This is a genomic window from Microvirga sp. ACRRW (assembly GCF_022346925.1).
Taxonomy (GTDB): Bacteria; Pseudomonadota; Alphaproteobacteria; order Rhizobiales; family Beijerinckiaceae; genus Microvirga.
Map to the genome: position 1 here is coordinate 214,453 of NZ_JAKRNJ010000006.1, position 21,413 is coordinate 235,865.

Annotated in this window: 15 protein-coding genes; 9 read left to right on the top strand and 6 right to left on the bottom strand. The window is 59.2% G+C overall.

The annotated features are described in order from the left end of the window. Positions 1–26 precede the first annotated feature (26 nt). The 5 genes from MHY87_RS15235 to MHY87_RS15255 form a co-directional block, all read right to left on the bottom strand. Entirely contained in the window at positions 27–1,418 is a 1,392-nt protein-coding gene (locus MHY87_RS15235) for a hypothetical protein (RefSeq protein ID WP_239353161.1), read from the bottom strand. A 51-nt stretch (positions 1,419–1,469) separates the two neighbouring features. Next, the gene (locus MHY87_RS15240; protein WP_239353162.1) at positions 1,470–2,390 is read right to left on the bottom strand and encodes a hypothetical protein; all 921 of its coding nucleotides are present in this window, start codon (positions 2,388–2,390) and stop codon (positions 1,470–1,472) included. A 12-nt stretch (positions 2,391–2,402) separates the two neighbouring features. Beyond that, complete coding sequence (locus MHY87_RS15245; RefSeq protein ID WP_239353163.1) at positions 2,403–2,957, bottom strand: hypothetical protein; 555 nt, start codon at positions 2,955–2,957, stop codon at positions 2,403–2,405. A gap of 146 nt (positions 2,958–3,103) precedes the next feature. Then, positions 3,104–6,004, bottom strand: coding sequence for a TrlF family AAA-like ATPase (locus tag MHY87_RS15250; protein WP_239353173.1), 2,901 nt, complete (start codon positions 6,002–6,004; stop codon positions 3,104–3,106). A gap of 270 nt (positions 6,005–6,274) precedes the next feature. Beyond that, positions 6,275–7,729 (bottom strand): hypothetical protein, encoded by a 1,455-nt coding sequence (locus MHY87_RS15255; protein ID WP_239353175.1) that lies wholly within the window; start codon positions 7,727–7,729, stop codon positions 6,275–6,277. An 815-nt stretch (positions 7,730–8,544) separates the two neighbouring features. Here MHY87_RS15255 and MHY87_RS15260 point away from each other — a divergent pair. Together MHY87_RS15260 and MHY87_RS15265 are read left to right on the top strand one after the other, a co-directional pair. Further along, the gene (locus MHY87_RS15260) at positions 8,545–8,940 is read left to right on the top strand and encodes a VOC family protein (protein WP_370644950.1); all 396 of its coding nucleotides are present in this window, start codon (positions 8,545–8,547) and stop codon (positions 8,938–8,940) included. A gap of 445 nt (positions 8,941–9,385) precedes the next feature. After that, positions 9,386–10,660 (top strand): hypothetical protein, encoded by a 1,275-nt coding sequence (locus tag MHY87_RS15265; protein ID WP_239353178.1) that lies wholly within the window; start codon positions 9,386–9,388, stop codon positions 10,658–10,660. An 83-nt stretch (positions 10,661–10,743) separates the two neighbouring features. Here the strand turns inward: MHY87_RS15265 and MHY87_RS15270 are convergent, their stop codons facing one another. Next, complete coding sequence (locus MHY87_RS15270; RefSeq protein ID WP_239353180.1) at positions 10,744–11,010, bottom strand: helix-turn-helix domain-containing protein; 267 nt, start codon at positions 11,008–11,010, stop codon at positions 10,744–10,746. Positions 11,011–11,523: 513 nt separating this feature from the next. On the opposite strand from MHY87_RS15270, the gene MHY87_RS15275 reads away from it, so the two are divergent. From MHY87_RS15275 to MHY87_RS15305, 7 genes are all read left to right on the top strand, one after another. Then, entirely contained in the window at positions 11,524–12,003 is a 480-nt protein-coding gene (locus MHY87_RS15275) for a hypothetical protein (protein ID WP_239353182.1), read from the top strand. A gap of 78 nt (positions 12,004–12,081) precedes the next feature. Further along, a complete protein-coding gene (locus MHY87_RS15280; protein WP_239353184.1) occupies positions 12,082–12,405 on the top strand; it encodes a DUF6634 family protein in 324 nt (107 codons plus the stop codon). Next, the gene (locus MHY87_RS15285) at positions 12,402–14,369 is read left to right on the top strand and encodes an AAA family ATPase (protein ID WP_239353186.1); all 1,968 of its coding nucleotides are present in this window, start codon (positions 12,402–12,404) and stop codon (positions 14,367–14,369) included. The genes MHY87_RS15280 and MHY87_RS15285 overlap by 4 nt, the downstream gene beginning before the upstream one ends. A gap of 890 nt (positions 14,370–15,259) precedes the next feature. Then, positions 15,260–16,006 (top strand): hypothetical protein, encoded by a 747-nt coding sequence (locus tag MHY87_RS15290; protein WP_239353188.1) that lies wholly within the window; start codon positions 15,260–15,262, stop codon positions 16,004–16,006. A 23-nt stretch (positions 16,007–16,029) separates the two neighbouring features. Then, positions 16,030–18,222 carry a Mu transposase C-terminal domain-containing protein gene (locus tag MHY87_RS15295; RefSeq protein WP_239353190.1) on the top strand — a complete coding sequence of 731 codons (2,193 nt, stop codon included), beginning with the start codon at positions 16,030–16,032 and terminating at the stop codon, positions 18,220–18,222. Positions 18,223–18,224: 2 nt separating this feature from the next. After that, positions 18,225–19,505 (top strand): ATP-binding protein, encoded by a 1,281-nt coding sequence (locus MHY87_RS15300; protein WP_239353191.1) that lies wholly within the window; start codon positions 18,225–18,227, stop codon positions 19,503–19,505. Then, the gene (locus MHY87_RS15305) at positions 19,505–21,346 is read left to right on the top strand and encodes a TniQ family protein (protein ID WP_239353193.1); all 1,842 of its coding nucleotides are present in this window, start codon (positions 19,505–19,507) and stop codon (positions 21,344–21,346) included. The genes MHY87_RS15300 and MHY87_RS15305 overlap by 1 nt, the downstream gene beginning before the upstream one ends. The last annotated feature ends 67 nt before the right edge of the window (positions 21,347–21,413 follow it).

Genomic DNA, 21,413 nt, shown 5'->3' on the forward strand with positions numbered 1-21,413 from the left:
GGTCATGAACAGCCGCCTTCGCCTCACTACCCGCCCCTCGTACTGGATTCGTGCTCCATAAGCAGAAGTGTGACCGATGAGAGCACAGAGTTCGCCCAGATGGTGCTGCACTCGATATCGCCGTCACGCTCGAACCAGTGCGTGGCGCCTGGGATGAGATCAAACGGGATGGGGTATGCGGCCAGCGGATTATGGAACACTTCCAGCTCCTGACACCAAGCCTCGCCCCGCGGCCAGAGCGCCTCATATTCCGGGCTGTCAACCGACAGCTTGAATGGGATTGGCTCCAGTGCGCCGGGAGTTCGGTCGTAGAGGATGCCGCTCCGGATCATCGTCAAGCCACGAGGACGCCACCCGGCAAGGAAGCCCATGCGGTTGAACTTAGCAAGTGTCGCTGCATTGCTGAAGATAACCGCCGACAAATGAGCGAAGTTAGGATCACGAAAGAGGCCCGCCGGGATTTCGTGCTTACCCGTTAGATTGGCGATCGGCGTCCCGATCGCGCGGCGGTGCCCGCCATCTTCCTCGACATCAGCGCGCATGCCATAGAGGTAAGTAGGCAAAGCCTCCCGGCTCCAGATCATTGAGCCGGGCGCATGGAAGTCGGCGATAGCAAGGGCAAAAGATCGATCTTTCACATGGTCGAGCTCATGGTAGTTGCGCTGGAGCTTGCCGCGCAGTGTCTTAGCGAAGCGCTCGGCGGGGCTCCCGGTCAGACGCTCGTTATGGTCCTCCGGCGCATGTACCCAATCACTGAACCGGTCGGCTCGTGGGGTCTCAGAGTTGGCAGTCACGGCCTCAATCCAGCACTCGGCACCATTCTTCTCAATCCAGAAATCAGGCGAGACATGGTCTTGACGGACGAGCGCGCCCTGCTCGCGAAAGCAGGCGAGAAGGTAGAGTTCGAACAGCCGTGACGCAAAGTTCCTCGTCTGAAAATCAGAGACAAAGTTGGCGTCTGGGTTGGGAAGCGCGAGATAGCATTCACCGATCGCCATCAGAGCCGGCAGATGGCTGATCGTGTTCGTCAGCAACTCGAACTCCCGGGATGTCCCGCGTGGCCCAGGCTTCATCAAAAGCGGACGGCGTCTAGCACCGGGCCGCAACGGCTCAGGCGCATCGCCGCCGCACATGCTGATTTTGAGGTTCTCAAGCGCCACTTTCGAAGTAGGATAGGGGCCACCTTCATCTACAACGGTCCAGCGATGATCGATACGCCGACGTAGGGCCAACGTGGTGAAAATACCGCGCTCCGGGTCGAGAAGGATGCAGCCGCTCGCGCTACCGCGTCCGGCTTGATAGGTGCGGAAGATTTGCACAGGATCGAAGTTGGGTCCGCGTTCGAGAGAGAGCGTGTAGAGCTCGAATTGCCGCTGGCTGATCGGTGTGATCTGCCGCTGCACATCAACGGCAGCCATACCCAGCCTCCCTGCCCTGCTGATGGCAAATCATTCGGCGGCGGCGCGTCGTCATGGCGATGCGTCCGCCTGGGCCAGGATATCGCTAGCTTCCCATTCATTGCCAAGCCAAGTCGTTACGAACTCGCGATCCCAGATGCCCCAGTTCCTGGGTAGCGCGATCTGCGCTAACGGATTGTGGACATAGGTGATTGGCCGGGCTTGGCGCGACAGATTGCCGATGCCAATTCGCGACCAGATCACACCTGATATATTGGCGAAGCGCTCGTCGACGAAGGCGGTGCGCGGAATTGGACTGCGCTCGCGCTGAATGAAGGGCGCTGGGTGAAAGCCTTCTTCAAGAATGTCTCCGGTGTCCCGATCGATGGTGACGTAGGCATCGCCGATAGGAAACAATGTCGTCATAATGAGGGGCAAGGGCCGTTCCGAGACATAGACGCCGAATCGGCTGGCACTGATCGCGATGATGCGGGTGTCTTCCGGCGCGATCACACCTTGTTCGATGTAGCCGCTAATCTTCTGCGCCTTGGTCCAGAATGCGCCGGAAGTCCGAAGCTGCGCCTGCCGTATAGGCGCACCAACAAAACCGCCGCCTTCATTGATCGGTATAGGTCGTACAATCTGGTCTGGGCCTGAAGCGCCTTCGTCCGGAGTAATAGCCTCGATCCATATTCGGTAACCGTCCTCAAGAACGCAAAGATCCGGCTGACCGCCCTGCCGTTGGCGCTCGACCACGGGAAGCAAGGTACGGCCCGCCTCAAGCAGTGTGCAACCAAGATACATCTCCCAGAATCGGCCATCGACGTCACGCGCAAAGCCCTGCCGGAAATCGGGATCGGCATAGGGCTCATACCGCATCCACATCTCTTGCAGCATGGCGCGAAGCTCCTGCTCAATCTGAAACTCGGCAGCCTTCAGGTTCTCGAACGCAGGATCGAGATTGGCGCCATCAATGTCAAAGAGGTCGCTCATCGTCTTCTCGTCTCATGCCCGGCGTAGCCCCCGTTCGATCCGCACGCGATGATAGCCATGCAAATGGACCTCCTGGCGGAGTTGCCTGATGTCGTGGACGCCAAATGCCACCGCCGCCTTCAACGGGCTGGCGAAGGTTGCATAGAAGGTCCAGCGTGTGCCAGCCGGCAATGTCGGATTCTGCCGCCGGTCAGTAATGACGACGTCGCGCGGGTCACTTGTGTTGCGAAAGGCATGGAAGGTGAACCAGTCGGACCGGCGATATCTCGCCGCTTTGGTGAAGGGCACGGACTGAACTTTCACGTCGATCTGGTCGAGTACCCAATCACGCTGCTCAAGGATCTGCCGCACCATATGGCCGACCATCTGCTTCACGCGGTCGGCTAGCACGTCCTCGCGGAATTCCGCAAGGAGTTGCTCCTCAATGCCCTCAACTGCAGGCTTTCCCAGTTCAGATGCCGTTTCGAGGCGGGCGACATTCTCGAGCCGCGTTAGAAATGCCCAGATGCGCTGGCCTAACTCGGACGCGTAGAGCGAGGCAAATTTCTCAGGTCTATAGGTGAACATGACAGGCCATCCTTTACCGGGCAAATATGCCCGGTTACTGGCCAATGTCAATAGTATCGCATCAAACGGAAAAGCGAGTCGTCCCAATGCAGAGCGGCGGGCCATCCGCTATGGATCAGACGCAGTGCTTCCTCAGCAGTTAGCTGTTACCGGGATAGTTGTTCGGAGATATCGTACCTCCGTTCTCTTTGCCGGAAGGCTCTTGCACCACCCTCAAGAATTGCGCACACCCTATCCCGAATCCCTTGCGGACCATTATCTTCAAGAGCACCGGAGCTATACCTTATCCGGGGCAAGCCAGCTTGCTTCTGACAGTCGGCAACCACAACCTGCTCGGCGTCAGTGTTAACGACCAGGTTGGGATTATGCGTAACGAGAATTATCTGACGGTCACGCTTGGCGTGCCGAAAATGAGGGACGAGGAGCTTGTAAATCGAGTCGTTATCGAGATTTTCCTCTGGCTGGTCCACAATTAAGGGGCGGCGGTCATCCCGGTCCATAACAAGATAAAGGATAAGCAGGACAATTCCCTTTGTCCCGGGTGAGAGCTTTTCTAAGTCTGTGCCGTTGTATTTCAGACCATAGCGCAGCGATGTATGATCCAATTCGAACATCCACTCGAGCAACATCGTGGGCTGTACCGACGGCCTCAAGTACGACGGTGACTTCGACTCAACATCGAACATCGAAGCGAGCGCATCGAACGCTGCCTCGACGGCGATTCTGTTTCCTCCTGACCACGCTGGAGCTAATTCTGTCTTGGCGAACTTCTCCAGTTCGTCCAATGAGACCGGCAGAGCGGAGTGCCGGCGTCCATCGATTAGAGCGTGGAAATTCTCAAGCCAATCGTCGATGCTGGTATGCCACCGGATCGAGAAATCGATCGGACGTTCTGCCGCATTAAGTTCCTCGAACTCCGTCCTCACTGGCGCGTACAAGTCCTCCAGGATCGCTTGCTCTCTCGTCAACGTGTCGAAGAAGGCGACGTAAGCGGCCTTCATTTCGGACCGGATCGCCGAACGGCGGTTCGCCTCCGGGCCCTCGACGTGAGCGATTTCGTCTCCCAAGCGTGCAGCGTGCTCCTCTTCTCTCGTGATCTGCGCTTGAAGCGCTTGGATCCTATCCCGCAGGACGCGGTCTTCGGAAGCACGACGCTTGACCTCGTCTAGCAGCCGTTGTGCACCGCGTATGGTTCCTGGGTAAGCGAAGTCATCCCCCTGGACTGTATTCCAATCTGTCTGAAGAGCCTCACGATGCCGTTCGATTGCTACATCGACTGTGGGACCAAACCGCGGGCGGAAGGCCTCCCGTTCGAGCCCAAGGATACCAAGGGTATCCAACATCGACTCGATCTCGCCGAAGAATCCCTCCGCGTCGGCTTTGAAAGCTTCGATACGGACCATGAGATCATCGGCAGTCAGAAGCTTTTCGCGAATGCCAGCCGCTTGAGCCTGAAGCTGCGACAGCTCTTGTTCCCGGGCGGCCAGATCCTCCGCGAACGCGGCCGCATCGCCTGTGGCGATGCTTACCACCTCCGCCCTCAAATCGTCCCGCCGCTTTTGGCAGCCGGCAAGCTCCTCGCGCTTGGAGGGGAGTGTGTCATGGCGCACCTTGAGTTGTACGAGTTCGTCAATGAGGCGCGCCATGTCCCCACGCAACCGGCTTCGCTCATTGCGCAAGGAGGCCGTGAGACGATCTCGTAGACTGGAAAACGAGGATGAGCCGAATCGATCTCCTACCGGAGTGAAATTGAAGATGACCCTCTCGATTTCACCAACAAGCTCACGACCGTCGTAATCCTCTGAGCACAGCCGTTCTACAAATCGTTGCGAGAGATAACGAGCACGCTCGTCTCCCCCGGGATCGGACGGCGAGACAACCGTCTCCTCACCGTTACGCCACCGAAGGCGAACGCTAACCCCGTCCAAGTAGTTGCCAGCCCTCTCAAGGAAGGACTTTCCCTCGTCGCCCTGCCAGCTTCCCGTTGCACACGCGACGAGTTCAGCCAGAGCAGATTTGCCCGATCCTCGGGCTCCGATAATTGCGACAAGGCCAGCATTGAGTGGCAAGACGGCCGGCTCGAACCACCCCCCGCTGCCATCGCTCTCGATTGAGATGCTATCGATGACCTGGGAATCGATGTGCCTGGCGGGATGTTCTGCGTCGATGACGACCCGCTCCGCCGGCTCGTGCAGGACCTGTCTCAATCCTTCAAAGGTCGGATCCGCTTTGATCCAGCAATAGCGACGGCCGTCGGGTTCGAATAGCGTCACAAGCGCATGTGCGTCGGAGCCATGAAGGCACGGTTTTGGTCCGTTGCACCTTCTCATGGTTTCAAGGTCTATCTCATTCCCGGTCCCGCCTAACCAGAACGAACGGTCGCCTGCATTCGATGTGAAGATTGCGTGGCATCGGCTGGAAATCTGCATCCGCGCAGCGGCCCATCCCCCATTGTATGGGAGACCGCTGAGTCCATCGCGGCCTCCTGCCATGACCAAAAGCGAGTTCGACCGAAGCCACTCCTCAGCATCGAGCCAACCGAAGAATAAGCTGGCGTCGATTTTGAACTGGTTTACACCTTCCTTGAATGCCGTGTGACGTTCGGCAAGCTGGGGATTGAAGTGGCGTCCGAGCCGCTCCAGGTCATCGGGCGTGCAAGAATAGTTTTCTCCGTTGAACTGGAATCTCAGAGCGCGGAATGCGCGTTCGATCCGATCCTCATGATCAGGTTCTTCGGGTGATATCAACAAATGCGCATTGAGGGACTGCCCGCTCGTGGTCTGCGGAGCAAGCCGAAATTCTATGTTGGGCACGAGGAGTTCGATGTTCCGGAGCCTACCCTGCTCCTTGTAGCGCCGCATGACGGAGTAGTTCCCAACGGTCAGGTAGTCTGTGACCCCAATCACCCTGACTTCGGTCTGGCCTTCTATCGCTTCCAGGTAGGCTTCCCATCCTCTAGGCCCGAATTGATCGTTGAGGGCCGTACCAGGAGTATGGACGTGAAGATCCCAGCGCCGCCATTCAGAACCCCGCGGAAAGCTAGTCATGTGCCCCTCAACTCCTGCGACCGGCGGCTGAGCCGCTAGGCAGTCTTACCGAACTGTTGAATCATTCATCGCATGTTGCGGAATCTCCGACCAGAGAACGGAACCGGTACGGGTCACGACAGATACCGCGATGTGAAGGATTTTTGGCCCCACCATGAGTTGGCACGCGCCTTAGGCAACCTAGGCCAGAGAGAATGATCGCTTCTTGGTCGCTATGCTTCCTACTGGAGGCGATGGCGGCCAATGCAAGCGGTTCTTAAACCATTCAAACTATGGGGTCTCCTGCTGCAATTCGGAGACTTCGGGATCGTCCGCAAGCGGCCGGACCCAATCTGGCAGGCACCCCAGATACGTCATCTGTTCCCTGATCCTCATATCAAAGACCTCCGGTATGACGTCAGCGAGGACAGCCCACTCCGCTTCGTGTGCCAGGCACAGGTTTCCTTCCATCACCGCAAACGCACGCTCTAGATGCTCGTCGACGGATTTCGGGAGTACTTGGCTCAGACGCGTATTGTCGATGAGATACCGAATAATCAGGGCGTATTGGTGCATGCCCAAATTCTCGCGCTGCATGATCAGGTTGATGAGATGCGCCGTCGGCACCGGCTTGGTGACGTAGCTCACCCGGGTGCCAGGGTTTGCCGCATGCGCGGCAATAGAAAGCGCAAAAGCAACGAGAACGCACAGGAAGAATTCGCTCTCGTCGTCCCGGGAGGTCGACATAGGACCGTAGCGTTGTTTCCAGTCCTCGACTTCCCCTTTCAGTCCATCTGGAACGCGCCTCATCCGGCGCCACTCTCCGTCTGGAAATCGGCTGAGCACCTTGTGCCAGCGTCTCCGTACTGCCTTGGAGCGCTCTAGCAGCGGCGCTGAGATCCTATCCTCCAGGAACGGTAGACCGTGCTCGGGGTATGTCAACCCGTCCAAAGTCACCAGCTTGGGTGGTTCAAACCCGCCGTCGTTCCGCCTGAGATGGCACGACAACACGATAGTACCCAGCTCGTTCGAAGCCTCAAGTGCGGCTTGATCCATGACGAATGCATTGCCCCTGTGGCGACGGATGATGTCCTCGAAGGATTGTGGCAACTGATCGGCATCGAGATCGAGCCCGTGCAGCACCCAGATCAAGCTGACCCCTTCCGCACCGTAATGGATCTCTCGCCCCGCAACTTCGGGCTGCTGGGTTCGTGAAAGCTGAACCTCGAAGGCTGTCTCGGAACGGTGAGACCATTGGACGAGTACGTCGGGATAGCGGCCCCGCCCGTGTGTTTCCGGTTTCCGATAGTTATTGATCGCACTACCGATGTAGCGCGGATCGGCCTTTGCTGCGCTCTCGAGGACACGGCACAGGCGGGCGTGCAGTTCGGATTCCTGATGCCCATCATATTGCAGCGCCCGCAGCTGATCGGGCGACAGGCGCTGTCCGGTATTCCAGAGGCAGGGGGCCTTGGCGTTCGCATGATGGGAAAAGAGCGGCAAGTTGCGAGCCCCGCGCCGCCGTGTGCCGATGAATAGCGGTTCGCCGCACTGGAGACACCTGATGCTTAGACCCCGCACAGGGTCAAGCCTGTGCTCGGATGCTCTGTCGCGAATGTGTCCCCACTCATCGGGAGCCATCGACAGCAGTTTCCGGGCCGAAAGAGAATAGAGCAGGTTCCTAGTCCCATCGGATGTAACTTGCTCGACCAGTGCTGTCTCCACGGTTCGTTCCGGCAAATCCATGCTCTCGACTCCACTACGCGATCTTGATCCTGGGCAAGGTGGGAGGCACAGAGAACACGATTCCAGATCTTATTCACTGCGATTTTGGTTGGTTACGCCTCGACCCGCGTGACCGGCTCCGCTACGGCAGGGACGATGCCGCCGGCGACTACATCGTAACGATCCTTGGAGAGTTGGTGACGGATGCCTCCCTGGCCGAGTTGAGTGACTATAGCGTCTCCTACCTATTCGCGCGTCCGGATGGACATGACCGACACGGCGCCATTGAAGCGCATGCAGCAAGTTTCGGCGTAAGACATTCCGCCTCGAGGGCGGCGGTACAATGGCACGTTCTTGAAAGCCGGACTGCTCGGTAAGATCTGCAATCTCATGTATCCGGTCATCAATGGGCTGGCCGGGGTGCCGCGCATTTTCAAGTATTTGGGACAGCCAGATAAGCGGCCGGCTGGACGCCAGTCGCATCGCCATCTCATCAGAGAAACGTCGGATGGCAGTATGGCCCGGCTCCGTTACCGGGTAGAGGACGCTTCTTTCGGCCGTTAACTCTCGTAATTCATCCAAACGCCCTCAGCACATGACTGGCACTAAGGTTTGCAACAGGTCAGTCGCCACTGCCCCTTCTCTTCACGAATGTCGGCTGAGGCCGGACGAGCCCGCCCAAGCTGAACTGCGAACTCGACCGCTACCTCCCAAGACGGGTTGCCACGATGATCTCAGCCTCATCATAGTGGCCTGGTGACGTTCCAGCACTTGCTCAATGTGCACTCAGGGGATGCAGCCAGGAGAGGATCCTGGAGATTGACGGCCTTCATCATGTGGCTCTCCCATGTGCCGACCTGGAGCGCTCCCGTCGCTTCTACGTGGAGGTCCTCGGATTGACAGAGATATCGCGACCTAGCTTGCCTGTGGCCGGGGCGTGGTTCCAAGTGGATAATCGCCAGGAATTACACCTCGTTGTGGGTGATCCTAAGGCAACATTCCGGAGCCCGAAAGGGATGGATACAAACGACATCCACTTTGCCATTCGGGTTGCCAGCTATGCACAGGCTCTGGAAGCGCTCCGAGCCAAGGGGTATCGCGAGGACACGGGTCCTGATGATCCGATGGGCATCAGTGTCTCTATACGTGTTGGATACCCGCAAATCTACATTCTCGATCCCGATCGCAACATCATCGAAATCAACGCCGCAAGCGCCGACTTAGAGCATTGAACTGCCCTTTCACCTACGAGGTCTGTACTGGCGTGATGCTTCAAGATCTTAGCCAGCGAAGGTCAGATTGCGGTCATAAGCAGAAGTTCGCTGCTGCCTATGTAGGTCCGCTTACTCCCTGCGATGCGTAACCTCACTGCGATCGCGAGCATACAAATAAGGGTTCAATCTCAGTGATTTGTTGCCTTGAATTGCCGTACCCCGCGAGGATGGGAAATTCAGGACCAGATTCTCGATGAGTTGCCCACGAAGGATTGTGTCGATCTGCTCCATAAACCTGTAAGATCAATATGTTACGAACTACCCAGTGGAGGCGTTTGTACCTATACTCGGGAGCTGCATCATCGGATGCCGTTGGCGGCAAAATTGTACCGATATCGAAGTTTGGAATCCCGAGCGGTCCGGCAGTGCAATATAGGTCATGATTGAGGTGAGACCTTTCGTTATGCAGATGACACGCCTTGAGCTTTATAACCGGGTTTGCCACCAACCTCTCAGTAAAGTCGCACCGGAGCTCGGAGTTTCCGGTACGGCGCTGGCGGCTATCTGCAAACGCTATCAGGTTCCTTACCCCGGATCGGGGTACTGGACCCGCAAGTCCCTCGGACTTCCGGCAGAGCTACCTCCACTGCCAGAGGGGCCTGATGAAGCCATTGAAGTAATACCATCAGTCGCTAAGCCGCGAAAAAAGCGAACGCCAGAAGAAGGCTTCTCGCGCAAGACAAGGCCCATCGCGAAAGCCCATCGTCCGGCACGTCACCCGGTGCTTTTTGGTGTCGAAGAACATTTTCGAAAAACACGGGACGTTGAAAACGGCGAATTCCTCAGGCCTTACAAGAGAATCCTGCCGGATCTGATTTCATCAGAAACAGCGTTGCTGCGCGCACTCTCAATCGCTAACGACCTATACCTGGCGCTCGCCGAGCAAGGATATCGGGTTCACATCGCTCAGGCTGCCGAGAATCTGCATCGCATCCATGTTAGGGAGCAAGAGGTGGAGCGAAAAGATCGCAGATACGGCCGATACAGCTCAGGACACATCTGGGCCCCGGACCGACCGACTGTCTTCTATATCGGCACGGTACCAATTGGCCTCGCTCTCACGGAGATGACCGAGCGAGTGACCATGCGATACTTCAACGGTGATTACCATCGGGAGGACATCGCCCTCATACGTTCGGCCAGAGCTTGGCAGCTGACGCACTCCTGGACAACAGAGCAGGATATACCCTGCGGGCGCTTCCGGATCGTTGCCTACTCCCCAAAAAAAGGCGTTGATTGGTCTGTCAGCTGGCAGGAAACGGAGCAGCAGTTGCTTGGCACGTTGATCCCAAGAATTGTCGAGACGTTGAGGGCCTCCAAGAACAATCTGCGACGCCTCATGGACGCCGAGGATGCGGCGGAGGTGAAGAGGAAAAAAGAGTGGGAAGAACAGTGGGAGCGCTATGAAAGACAGGAGGACGCCCGCAAGACGGCTCAAGCTCTTACCGATAGCCGTCAACAGCTTGCGGAAATTATCGAGAGGTGGGGAAGAGCAGTTATCGTCGAGCGCTTCTTCGCCGATGCAGAAGAGCGCCTGAAGAGTACGAATAACGAGCGTCGGCAGCGCCTAGAGGAGCGTCTGACGCTCGCTAGGGAGATGATGGAGGGTGTAGATCCGTTGGACTTTATCGAAAAGTGGTTAGCGCCGGACGAGAGACACCGTTCAAAATTCCCCTAGAGTTTAATAACCTGACGTCAATGCATTGCTAGTTAGGAATACTACGCTCGGCGACAAAGACACCGAACCGCCTGGAAGCGTAGTCAATTCTTCCCTTTCCGCTTGCCCTTTTCATCGGTCGGAACCTCCTCCAACAAACGAGCGATCGTCACGTCGAGACCTTCTGCAAGTCTTGCAATCGTATCGATTGTCGCTGCCTTTTCACCTCGTTCGATCGAAGACAGGTACGCGCGGCTCATTCCTAGCTGCATGGCAAGGCTTTCCTGTCCGAGGCCCCGCATGGTTCGTAACGCCTTCACGTTTCTCCCGAGAAGCGCTCTGTGAGGCGAGACATTCGAATTATCGGCCATTGAGCCAACAGCTTCCGCTCTAATGAGGATTCAATCCTTTAAATGAACGTCGATTCCTTCATTTGTGCAAGGGGACACGCTCGCGGCTCGCTGTCAGAATTTCGACGACCAAAGCTACTGTGCAGATGACCGATAGGTAAGCGTCGCGACTGCTGATGGATATCTTCCTACTCACTATGGATATGCCGTGGCACTTGACTCACGGCGCCAAAGATGACCTCTATAGAGTACAGAGCTAGCGAACGGCTCACCCGACCAAGACAGCTATGAACCCTGAAATCGTGCAAGCCACCATAGGCGCTGCGGCGCCTTCGAGGCCGCCACCTCCAGCGGTCTTCGTGTAGCACTCTGGGCTGGGAGGGGCCGATCAGTGTATGCGTCATGTCCATACTTGCCTCTCCCGCTACCAGCATCAATACCGCCAACTTTCCCCTTCCCGGCTGTACGGGCTTCATCTCATTCAAGACGACCCGGCCCATTCTCTACACAGCTCGGTTTATAAGAGACGCACTTGTGCAGTTGACGCTCGATTCAAGCGTCACTCTCATCGAGCCCCTCCCCGTCCCGATCCAAAATCTACCCGAGATAGTCCGGTCGGCCGTCATCGCACGGCGAGACGGTACTCGCTTGATCGTGGGTTTCATCGACACACCGCCAGAGCCGTCGGACGCCTTTCCAAGTCCGCTCGATGATTTGCCGACCGTACTTATCGCCAGAGAACAGGTTTTGGCTGAACCGCGCTGCTCCATTGCGCGAATGGTATGGGCCTGTCGGAAAACCCTCGTGTCCCCGGGCAATCGAGTCCGCATTCTTCATGCGCTCTCGAAATCGTGCGACGGCCTATCGTTGATCGATCTCAGCAATGTCGTGCGGGGACCGGAAGACCCAATCGATGCGATCCTGGCACTCGCCTGCGAGGGGCTCTTAGCGGTGGATACGTCACAGCCCGTGACGCCAGAAAGCGTTGTTCGCCGCATTAGGCGCATCACCTAATCGCACGAACCTTCATGGCCTCGGAATCCGTCGGCGCACATAGCGCGCCAACCATACCTTTTTGCCTGGAGAACGATAATGAAGACTGGCTATTTCGGCGGCAACGCCACAGCACTGCTCGAAAAACTTAATAATCTGAAAGCGGATATCGCTGCCATTCAGAATGGGCACGGCCCTACCGAGGATGAACTTGCAACCGCACCGATCCTCACACACTGGTCATTCACCAGTCGTCCTCAGATCTGCCTTCAGGGTTTCGGAATAGACCATCCGCTCCTTGGCACGACACAGATCGTCACGTCGGGGCTTTTTGCCATCGATCCCTCCGCGGGCTGGGCACGGACCTACTCGCGCTTCTATCGATTGGCCCTCCCCGGGATTCCCGTAGGAGGTCGCTCATGAGCATGTTTACAGACGAACTCGGCAACATCGCGCCGATGCAGCTTGCAAAAGATTCACCCAAGTCTCGCCGCACAGTCATCGCTCTCACATGCTTGGAGCCCTCCCTCCCTCGCGGTTTCAAAACCCGTCTTGAACGGGAAGCCCTCGTCATTCTCGTCCACCTGCCCGATGACACATGGGCTGATGCGGTTGAGGACGCTTTCAAAGGCTGTCTCCCCTTCTCGCGGCCGCCGATCGTCCTCGATGGCGAAAATGCACGAGGTAGGGATCTGCGTTGGTTCAAGATGCAGGCAGCTAGTGCTCTGGCGGAGGGACGTTGTTTCGTCATTTTATGCGATGATGCAAAGATAAATCTCAATGCCGCATTGGCGACAATCGCAGATGTCGAGATCACCCTCGCGCCACCATCGTCCAAAACGATACGCAAGCTCATGAGGTCATTGAGTTCAGAATCTGAACCGATCAGAGTGTCGTCCAATCTCACCGACGACCTTTGCAAAGACCTCGATTTCAATGAAATCGCGATGATATTTCGGCCCGGCCTCAAGCCCGCGGAAATTGTCCGACGCCTGCAAGCCGTTCGCGCTTCGAAGCAGCTCCCTGTTGGGCAACCGTTGCGGACGAAGCATGGGCAGGATCCTTCCACACCGCATCTTCAAGATCTCTACGGCTATGGTGAGGCTAAAACATGGGGCTTGGAACTGCTTGACGACCTTGCAGCGTTCCGCGAGGGCCGCCTTCCCTTTACCGCTCTCTCAGCACGGGTTGTGCTGACCTCGGAACCCGGACTCGGCAAGACGAGCTTCGTGCGCAGTCTCGCACGATCAGCCAACCTGCCACTCGTCGCCTCCTCCGTCGCCAGTTGGTTCACGACAAGCTCAGGCTATCTCGATGGCGTCTTGCGGGCGATCGACAAAGTCTTCGCCGAGGCACGTGAGAAGGCTCCCGCCATCCTCTTCCTCGATGAAATCGACGCTTTGCCAAGCAGAGCTAGGCTGAATGAGCGTGGAAAGAGTTTTTGGCTCCCTGTTGTCACCCACATGCTCACCCTGCTAGACTCCGCAGTCTCTGCTGAGAACGAGAAGCTCATTATCGTTTCGGCAACAAATCACGCTGAGGCGCTCGATCCAGCTTTGCTCCGGCCCGGTCGCCTTGATCGTGTCATCAGGATTGACCACCCGGACATACCGTCTATCGCCGGCATCTTGCGCCAGCACCTCGGCGCGGATCTTTCCGAACACGACCTTGGCCCGATCGCGCAACTCGCCGTAGGCGCAACGGGTGCCGAGCTGATGGGCCTCGTGAAAAAGGCGCGCGCACTCGCCCGGATGGCGGATCGACCTCTGCGGCTCAGCGATTTGACCGAGGCGCTGGCGCCGACATCCTCAGGCCGTTCCGCCGAATTGGATCGCGTGATTGCGGTTCATGAAGCTGGGCATGCCGTCGTCGCAACCATTCTCATGCCGGACATGGTGAGCCATGCCTCCTTGACCCGACTCGGGTCCGCCGACGGGCATACGAGAATGCTCCTCACGGATGGAAGCTTGATGACGCGAGCCTCAATTGAGGATGCGGTTACGATGCTTCTCTCGGGCTATGCTGCCGAGGAGCTCTGCTTCTCTGCGGCGAGTACGGGATCAACGACTGATCTTTCCACCGCGACCCGGTTGTTATTCCTTGTCCATGGCGCTGCTGGACTCGGCGAGACACTCGCGCCAATCGGAAAGCCGGAAAACGCCGAGCACGCACTGCTGCTCGATTCGAGCTTGCGCAGAGTCATTGAGAAGGAACTTCGGCAGCTCCTCCAGCGCGCACGAACTTTGCTTCGAGAAAATAGTGACGCACTTGATGCGGTCACCGACAGGCTCCTGGCTGAGCGAATTCTTTCAAGCCAGGCGATTAAGTGCCTCGTGATGCAGACACGCAAAGGATTCACCCGAACATCACGAAAAGCAATCGAATGACCTTTGCGACCCTTGTACAATAAGGATTTCTTCGTCTGCGCAATAATATTGAATCCTTACTGTCAATAATCGCGCCAAAGGATTGAGTATTTGTAGCAAAGAATTCATTCAAGAATTCAACAAATGTGGACGACATCCCATAACAACGGAGAAAATCAACAGATCAAGCTCTGCATGTTAACGATTTATTAACCAGATATGACGCCTATCAACCGAATCACTACTTGTATCGATCGGGATTTCGAGGAATCAATCTTTGGGGATCCCATTGATTCCAAATGTCAGGAGAATTGCCATGCACTGGCCGTAAACAAAAAAGGCGCACCAAATCCGCGAGGATCTAATGCGCCTTAATTCTCGATCGCCGCTTTTAGCTTGGAGGCAGGAGCGGCGACAAATTTGGATCAGATAATCCAATGAAGGCACTCTGCCACACGTGCTTGCGGATCGCAAGTCAGCCGGCGAATTTTCGTGCCTCATGGATGTCCGGTCACCTGAACCCTTTCGAATTTACAGGTGCTCCATGAAACCAAACTTGCATCCTTCTACAAACCACAGATCACGTCTGCGCGCATTGATCAGGCAGATTGCCGATCGAGCTACCGTTGTCGGTTCAACTCAAGCTCCCACGGCCGCAGACTGTGGCTCCATCACACGGACTGCAACGGATAGCCTGGTCTATCACCCGCACCCGGGCCGCAGATGTGCGCCTGATCCTCAAGGCACAGGCATGCGAAATGCCGATGCCATTGCGGATGCTTCTGTCCCGACACGCGGACGCGCTCCCCGCCGAATAGCGGCCTGATCTGACGCAGCCGCGCAGTCCGCGCCCATCACATCCCACCATCATCCCTTCGGACAACCGTTCCGGAGCACAGGAGAACTTTGCCATGAGCAAGCCCAATCTACCCCGCCTTCCCCAGTCCTTCCGCCGCCCAGACATCCTGCCTGAGCCAACTTGGTCCCGGCGCGCTGGCAAGCTCTGGGTTCCGCCTGAGCCCAGCAAATCCGAGCGCAAGATTCCTCTCAAGTCGATCGCCTCCTTCCGCGGTGCCGTCCTCGATACCGCGGCGAACCGCCAGGTCCGCTTCGAGAGCCTGCTCGAGGAAAAGGTCCTGTGTCTTGTGCAAGCCTTCAGGAAAGACATCCGCGCGATCCACGATCAGGTGCTTGTGACCTACCGCGACGGGAAGGGTGTGCCGCACAAGCACTACCTCGACTACATAATCGATCACGAGGACGAGACCCGGACCGCGGTCACGATCAAGCCCGCCAGCAAGGTCGAGAGCAGCCGCATCCGTTGGGTGCTCGGCCAGATCCGTGCCCAACACAGAGGCACACTTGCCCACCGCTTCGTGCTGATCTCCAGCGACAGCGTCACGCCCGACCGGGTGGCTACCGCCCGCCTGATCCTACGGGCCCGCCGCCTGCGTAACGAGGCGGCTATCGCGTCGATCCGCCCGCTCGCCGAAACCCTTACCGGAGCGGCTCCGATCTCGGCGCTGCTCTCCGCCACCCGCAATGACGCCCTCGGGTTCATGGCCGTGGTGAACCTGATCGACGACGGCATCCTCAAGCTCACCGGTACCACCTGCCTCACCCGCGACAGCCTCGTCCAAGCCGTCGCATCCCGCTGATCCTTAACCCAGGAGTGTTTCCCATGACGAACGCTACCTCTTTTCCCGCCCTCACCTCTGACACCGCCATCGAGCGCGTGATCGCGCCGCGCCGCTTCACCCGGTACGACCGCATCACCATCGACGGCACCGCTCGCATCCCGCTCTCCAGCACCGGAAACGGGCACGTGATGCGCCGTCTCGACGACCCCAACCTTAGCGAGACCTTCACCCATGCCGAGCTCGACACGCTGCACCGCCAGGGCCGTCTCAAAGTCGAGCGCAATTATTTCCATGCCGTCCAGGCCGAGCTGCGCTCGCTGACCGGAAATGTGACCCTGCTCGACCTGACGCAGCGTGCTCGAACGACTGTCATCTTCCGCCAGCGCATCTGCGACCGCTTCCTGCAACTACAAGCCCAAGGTCTCGTCTCCCTCTCCGACAAGTCCATGAAGATCGCGATCAAGACCATCAGGGCCGAGCTGATTGATGAGGAAGACGCAAAGGGCCGCCACAGCTCCAAGTCCATTGTCCTGCCGCGGGCACCCAGTCCGCGCACCGTGCGCCGTTGGCTGAAGCAGTACGAGGCCTGCGGCTTCGAACCCATGAGCCTGTGCGACCGCTACGCGCTCAGTGGCGACCGCACGCTGCGCCTGCCGCTCGAGGAGCGGCAGCTCATGGACACCTATGCCGAGCGGTACCTGAGCACGCTCAAGCCCAGCATGGCGACGCTCTACGCCAACCTCAAGGAGGAGATCAACACGCGCAACCAAGCGCGCAAGGCTTCAAAAAAACGGCCTCTCGTCACCCCCAGCCGCGCCGCGTTCGAGCGGGTAATCGGCAAGATGGACCCGATGCAGGTCTACGCCGCCCGCGAGGGCGAGGAAGCCGCGAAGAAAAAGTTCTTCATCGTCAACGGCGGCCTTCAGGTCAGCCGCCCGCTTGAGCGCGTCGAGCTCGACGAGTGGACCATCCAGCTTCAGTCTCTACTGGTCGACGCTGGGGTCTGGAAGACCATGACTGCAGAAGAGCGCAAGGCGATCGGGACCCACCGCTTCAAGCTCGTGACGGCGATTGACGCCTACTCGCGCTGCATCCTCTCGGCCCGTGTTGTGAAGGAAGTTTCCTCAGCCGCCACCATCGCCGTTATCGCCATGGGCATGTCCGACAAGAGTGCCTATGCGCTCGCTGCGGGATGCACTGCGGCGTGGGACCAGGGCACCGATGCTGCGTGGGAGACCGCCTGCAACGATGCCGGATCCGCCCAGATCGCCGACGACGTGCGCGCCGTCTATCTTGGCCTGGACATCCGCCACCACATCACCCCGGCGGGCGTGCCGCAGTTGCGCGCGCGCAAGGAGCGCTTCTACCGCTCGATCCACGAGATGCTCGTCGCCCTGTTCGAGGGCCGCACCTTCGCCGACATCTTCGAGAAGGGCGATTACAACGGCGAAGCCCGCGCTTCCACTACCGCCGATATCCTCGGCCAGGCAATCGTGCGCTGGCTCGTCGACGTCCATCATCAGCGGCCCCACGCAGGCCTCGGCGGCCGCACGCCGGCCAATGTGTACCGCGACGGCGTGCAGGAGCACGGTATCCTGCCAGGGCCGGACGCGGACCAAGCCCGCGCGCTCTTCGGCACCACCGTCAAGCGCCGCATCACCAATTCGGGCGTACGCTTCCTTGGTTTGAATTATCAGTCGCTCGAGCTTCAGAAGGCGCGTCGCCACGTAGGCCAGAAGCCAGTACTGGTCCGCATCGATCCCGACAATCTGGGCCACGTCTCGGTGCGCACCAAGGACGGCTGGCTGACCGTCGCCTGCAAACGCGAAGGCTTCGAAGGCGTGCCCGTCCAACGCTGGGTCGCCGCGCAGGCAGTGCTGCGCCGCAAGTATGCCGACGAGGCCAAACTGACCGAAGACGTGGTGTTCGCAGCCATGCGCGAGATCCGCGCCATGGCCGACGAGGCCGCACGACGCGCGGGCATCGCCTCTCCGATCCTGCGCGGCGTCGACTACGACAAGTTCGAGCGGCTGCACTTCCGCACGTTCGATCTGGACCGTGCCGTCGGCGAAGCCGCGGACATTGAGGACCTGCTGTTCGACGCCGAAGCCGACACCGCGTCCGCGTCGAGTGACGACGACGTGGCCTCGGCTGCTGGTCCCGTATCCCTCGATGAGGACGAATTCGAAGACGGCTTCGACGACTACGGCGGCTCCTTCTTCACCAAGGAGTGACCATGCCCGTCCTGCCCCGCCCCCGGGAGCCGCCCGTCGGCTCCCGCCTGCCCGTTCCTCCCGTTCCGAACCTTATTGGAGTCCCTATGACCGACCCGCAGAACCCGCACCTCTCCACCGCCGTCACCTTCTTCAACCCTGCCGCACCGACACCTGAGGTTTCGCCCGTGAGCGACACCGCCCATCCCGCCGTCTCTGAGACGCCAGCTGATGATCCCGTCGCCCGCCTGCGCCGTCTCCAGGGCGACAAGCGCGCCGCCCGCAACGCCCGAGAGCTAGAGGTTCAGGCGGCCCATTTCGAGACGGACCGTGACAAAGATGTGAGGAAGGGTCTTGAGGAGTTGGCCGATACGCTTCTGCGCAACCTCGCCGCCGTCGAGTCGGATGAGCACGAGGCGCATGGCCGCCTCGCCGAGGGGCGAACGTTCGTGCTGATCGGCGGCTCCGGCGCCGGCAAGTCGCGAACCCTCCAGCATCAGTTCGCCACCAACCCCGAATTTCTGACAGATGACGGCAAGCCCAGTCCGCTCCTCCTGTCGGTCACAGCGCCGGCCCCCTGCACCATGAGAATCCTCGCCAAGACAATCAACACCGCAACAGGCTATCAGACCCACCGTGATCCCAAAGAATCCGAGGCGTGGGATCTCGTGCGCCACAATCTCGAGCTGCGTGGCATGCGCTTCCTGCACATCGACGAGTTCCAGCACGCGCTCCTGAGCCGCAACCCGGTCGAGATCCAGAAGATCCGCGACTCGTTGAAAAGCCTGTTGCAGAACCCGCGGTGGCCCGTGAACCTGATCCTGTCCGGCCTGCCCGAAGTTGCCGCCTTCATCGAGGAAGACGTCCAAATCCGGCGCCGCTGCACTTTCGTGCGCTTCGATCCTCTGCGCTTTCCCAAGGACGTTCCCATGGTCAAGAGCATGATAGCCTTCTACGGTAAGACCAAGGGCGGGCTCGATCTCGGCGACGTCCGCAGGACCGAACTCGTGTCGCGGCTGATGCATGCCAGCCTAGGTGAGCTCGGCCTCACGATCGAGTTCATCCAAGATGCAATCGGCCAGGCGCTGAGGGCCGAGTCCCCGACACTGGAGACAGTGCACTTCGCCAAGGCCTACGACAGGCGCACCGGATGTCCGGAGGGGCTCAACGTCTTCACCGCCCAAGGCGACTGGACGGCGATCGATGCCCGCCGGGCGCTGTTCCCCGACGAGGCAGCCGATGAGGACGAGGCGAACGAGGCTGGGAAGAAATCCAAGAAATCCAGCAACCCGAGGACCAAGTGATGCAGACCATCGTTCCCGTTCCCATCACCCTAGGTGCGGACGAGTCGCTGGCCAGCCTGAATTCAGGCCTAGCATCCCTGTTCCGGCGAACCGCGCGCACCTTCTGCCTCGACATGGCCTACTCATTCCAGGCGATCGTCGATGGTGAGGCGGCCGCCATCAGGCGGCTTGCCGAATTGAGCCGGATCGACGCCGCCAACCTCGAAGCTGCGGCCCTCGTGCGGGTCGGAGAGCGCCAGTACAGACTCGGGGGCGAGATCTTCACTCGCACCAGCCTCAGCCGCCGGACATTGCGCGGCTGCCCCCATTGTCTCCTCGACGACATGGCGGGCGGCAGCGTTCCTGAACGCCGTCCCTACGGGCGCAATGCTTGGCTGATCGCCCCGCTGCGCACCTGTCCCCAGCACAATTGCGGCCTCGTGGAGCTGTCGCGCGACGAGACACCCGGCCTGATGCACGACTTCGCCTTTCTGGTGAAGCCCGTCCTCCCGCGGCTCGAGCAGCTTGCGCTGCAAGCGCCGGAACGCCAGCCGTCGGCGCTCGAGAAGGCGCTGGGCGACCGCCGTCTCGGCCGGCCGATCTCGCCTTTCCTCGACAGTCTGCCCTTCTATGCCGGGGCGCGGTTGTGCGAGATAGTCGGAGCGGTGGCCAAACATGGCGCGCAGGTCCGCCTCGAAACCCTGTCCGAGGCAGACTGGTACGACGCTGGCGCCGTTGGGTTCGCCATCGCGGAGCCGGGCGAAGGCAGCCTGCGCATGTTCCTGTCCGGCCTCCAAGACGCTTTCCGCTATGATCGGAACGGCTCGGGACCGAAGGCTATGTTCGGGCGCCTGCACGACTGGCTTGCGCATGAAACCGATGACACCGCCTACGATCCGATCCGCGACATTATCCGGCGCCATGTCGCCGAGACCATGCCGATCGGCGACGGCGAGCTCGTCCTTGGACAGGCAGTGGAGCGCAAGGTCCACTCCGTGCATTCCGCATCGCGCGAGTACGGCGTCCATCCCAAGCGGCTCAGGAAACTTCTGCACGCTGCGGGCCACATCCGGGAGTCGTCTGCAAAACTCAGCGATGAGCGGACGGTGTTCGATGCTCGGGCCGCTCAATCTTTCCTTGAGCAAGTGGCGGACTCCCTACCGCTGACCCAGGCCCGGGCATATCTGAACGCGCCGCGGCCGCATGAGCGGTTGCTGTTCGAGGCCGGCTTCATCCGCCCGATGATCCTGGGCGGCACGGAGGACCTCAATCACCATGCTTTTGCCCGTTCGGATCTCGACGCCTTCCTCGCCCGGCTCATGGCGCGAGTATCGGTCGAGGGTGAGGCGGATCTTGTATCCATTCTGCAAGCGGCGAAGAAGGCGAACTGCTCGGCAATGGAAATCGTCGGGCTGATCCTGGACGGGCGGCTGGTGCGCGTCGGACGCGACGCGCGGACGACGGGTTACCTCTCGGTTCTCGTCGACCCTAATGAGATCAAGCCCCTCGTGCGCCGGCCTGACCATGGCGGCCTGTCCCTGCGCGCAGTCGAGAAGGCGCTCGGCACCGACACCCGAGTGGTAAAGGCGCTGATCGCAGCTGGTCACCTGCCCGCGACGCGGGTGATCCATCCGGTCAAGCGCAATGAGCAGACCGTGGTGCTGCCGTCCGAAGTCGAGATATTCGCGGCACGCTTCGTATCGCTGAGCACAATTGCACGCGAGCACGGCTGGGCGATGCGGACGCTGAAGCCGGCCCTGCGCCAGGCCGGGATCGTACCGTGCTTCGATCCCGGTGAGGTACACGCCAGCTTCTACGAGCGTGACGCGATCCGAGTCTGGACGGCGTCCCTGCACACTTAACCGAACGCCATTCTCCAAACGCTTCAAGCCTCCGGGACTGCCCGGGGGCTTTTTTTGTTGCCTATGC

What these genes read in the sequence shown, in the direction of transcription:
- MHY87_RS15235 (WP_239353161.1), bottom strand. Translation starts at nt 1,418, where the DNA reads ATGGCTGCCGTTGATGTGCAGCGGCAGATCACACCGATCAGCCAGCGG.
- MHY87_RS15240 (WP_239353162.1), bottom strand. Translation starts at nt 2,390, where the DNA reads ATGAGCGACCTCTTTGACATTGATGGCGCCAATCTCGATCCTGCGTTC.
- MHY87_RS15245 (WP_239353163.1), bottom strand. Translation starts at nt 2,957, where the DNA reads ATGTTCACCTATAGACCTGAGAAATTTGCCTCGCTCTACGCGTCCGAG.
- MHY87_RS15250 (WP_239353173.1), bottom strand. Translation starts at nt 6,004, where the DNA reads ATGACTAGCTTTCCGCGGGGTTCTGAATGGCGGCGCTGGGATCTTCAC.
- MHY87_RS15255 (WP_239353175.1), bottom strand. Translation starts at nt 7,729, where the DNA reads ATGGATTTGCCGGAACGAACCGTGGAGACAGCACTGGTCGAGCAAGTT.
- MHY87_RS15265 (WP_239353178.1), top strand. Translation starts at nt 9,386, where the DNA reads ATGCAGATGACACGCCTTGAGCTTTATAACCGGGTTTGCCACCAACCT.
- MHY87_RS15270 (WP_239353180.1), bottom strand. Translation starts at nt 11,010, where the DNA reads ATGGCCGATAATTCGAATGTCTCGCCTCACAGAGCGCTTCTCGGGAGA.
- MHY87_RS15280 (WP_239353184.1), top strand. Translation starts at nt 12,082, where the DNA reads ATGAAGACTGGCTATTTCGGCGGCAACGCCACAGCACTGCTCGAAAAA.
- MHY87_RS15285 (WP_239353186.1), top strand. Translation starts at nt 12,402, where the DNA reads ATGAGCATGTTTACAGACGAACTCGGCAACATCGCGCCGATGCAGCTT.
- MHY87_RS15290 (WP_239353188.1), top strand. Translation starts at nt 15,260, where the DNA reads ATGAGCAAGCCCAATCTACCCCGCCTTCCCCAGTCCTTCCGCCGCCCA.
- MHY87_RS15295 (WP_239353190.1), top strand. Translation starts at nt 16,030, where the DNA reads ATGACGAACGCTACCTCTTTTCCCGCCCTCACCTCTGACACCGCCATC.
- MHY87_RS15300 (WP_239353191.1), top strand. Translation starts at nt 18,225, where the DNA reads ATGCCCGTCCTGCCCCGCCCCCGGGAGCCGCCCGTCGGCTCCCGCCTG.
- MHY87_RS15305 (WP_239353193.1), top strand. Translation starts at nt 19,505, where the DNA reads ATGCAGACCATCGTTCCCGTTCCCATCACCCTAGGTGCGGACGAGTCG.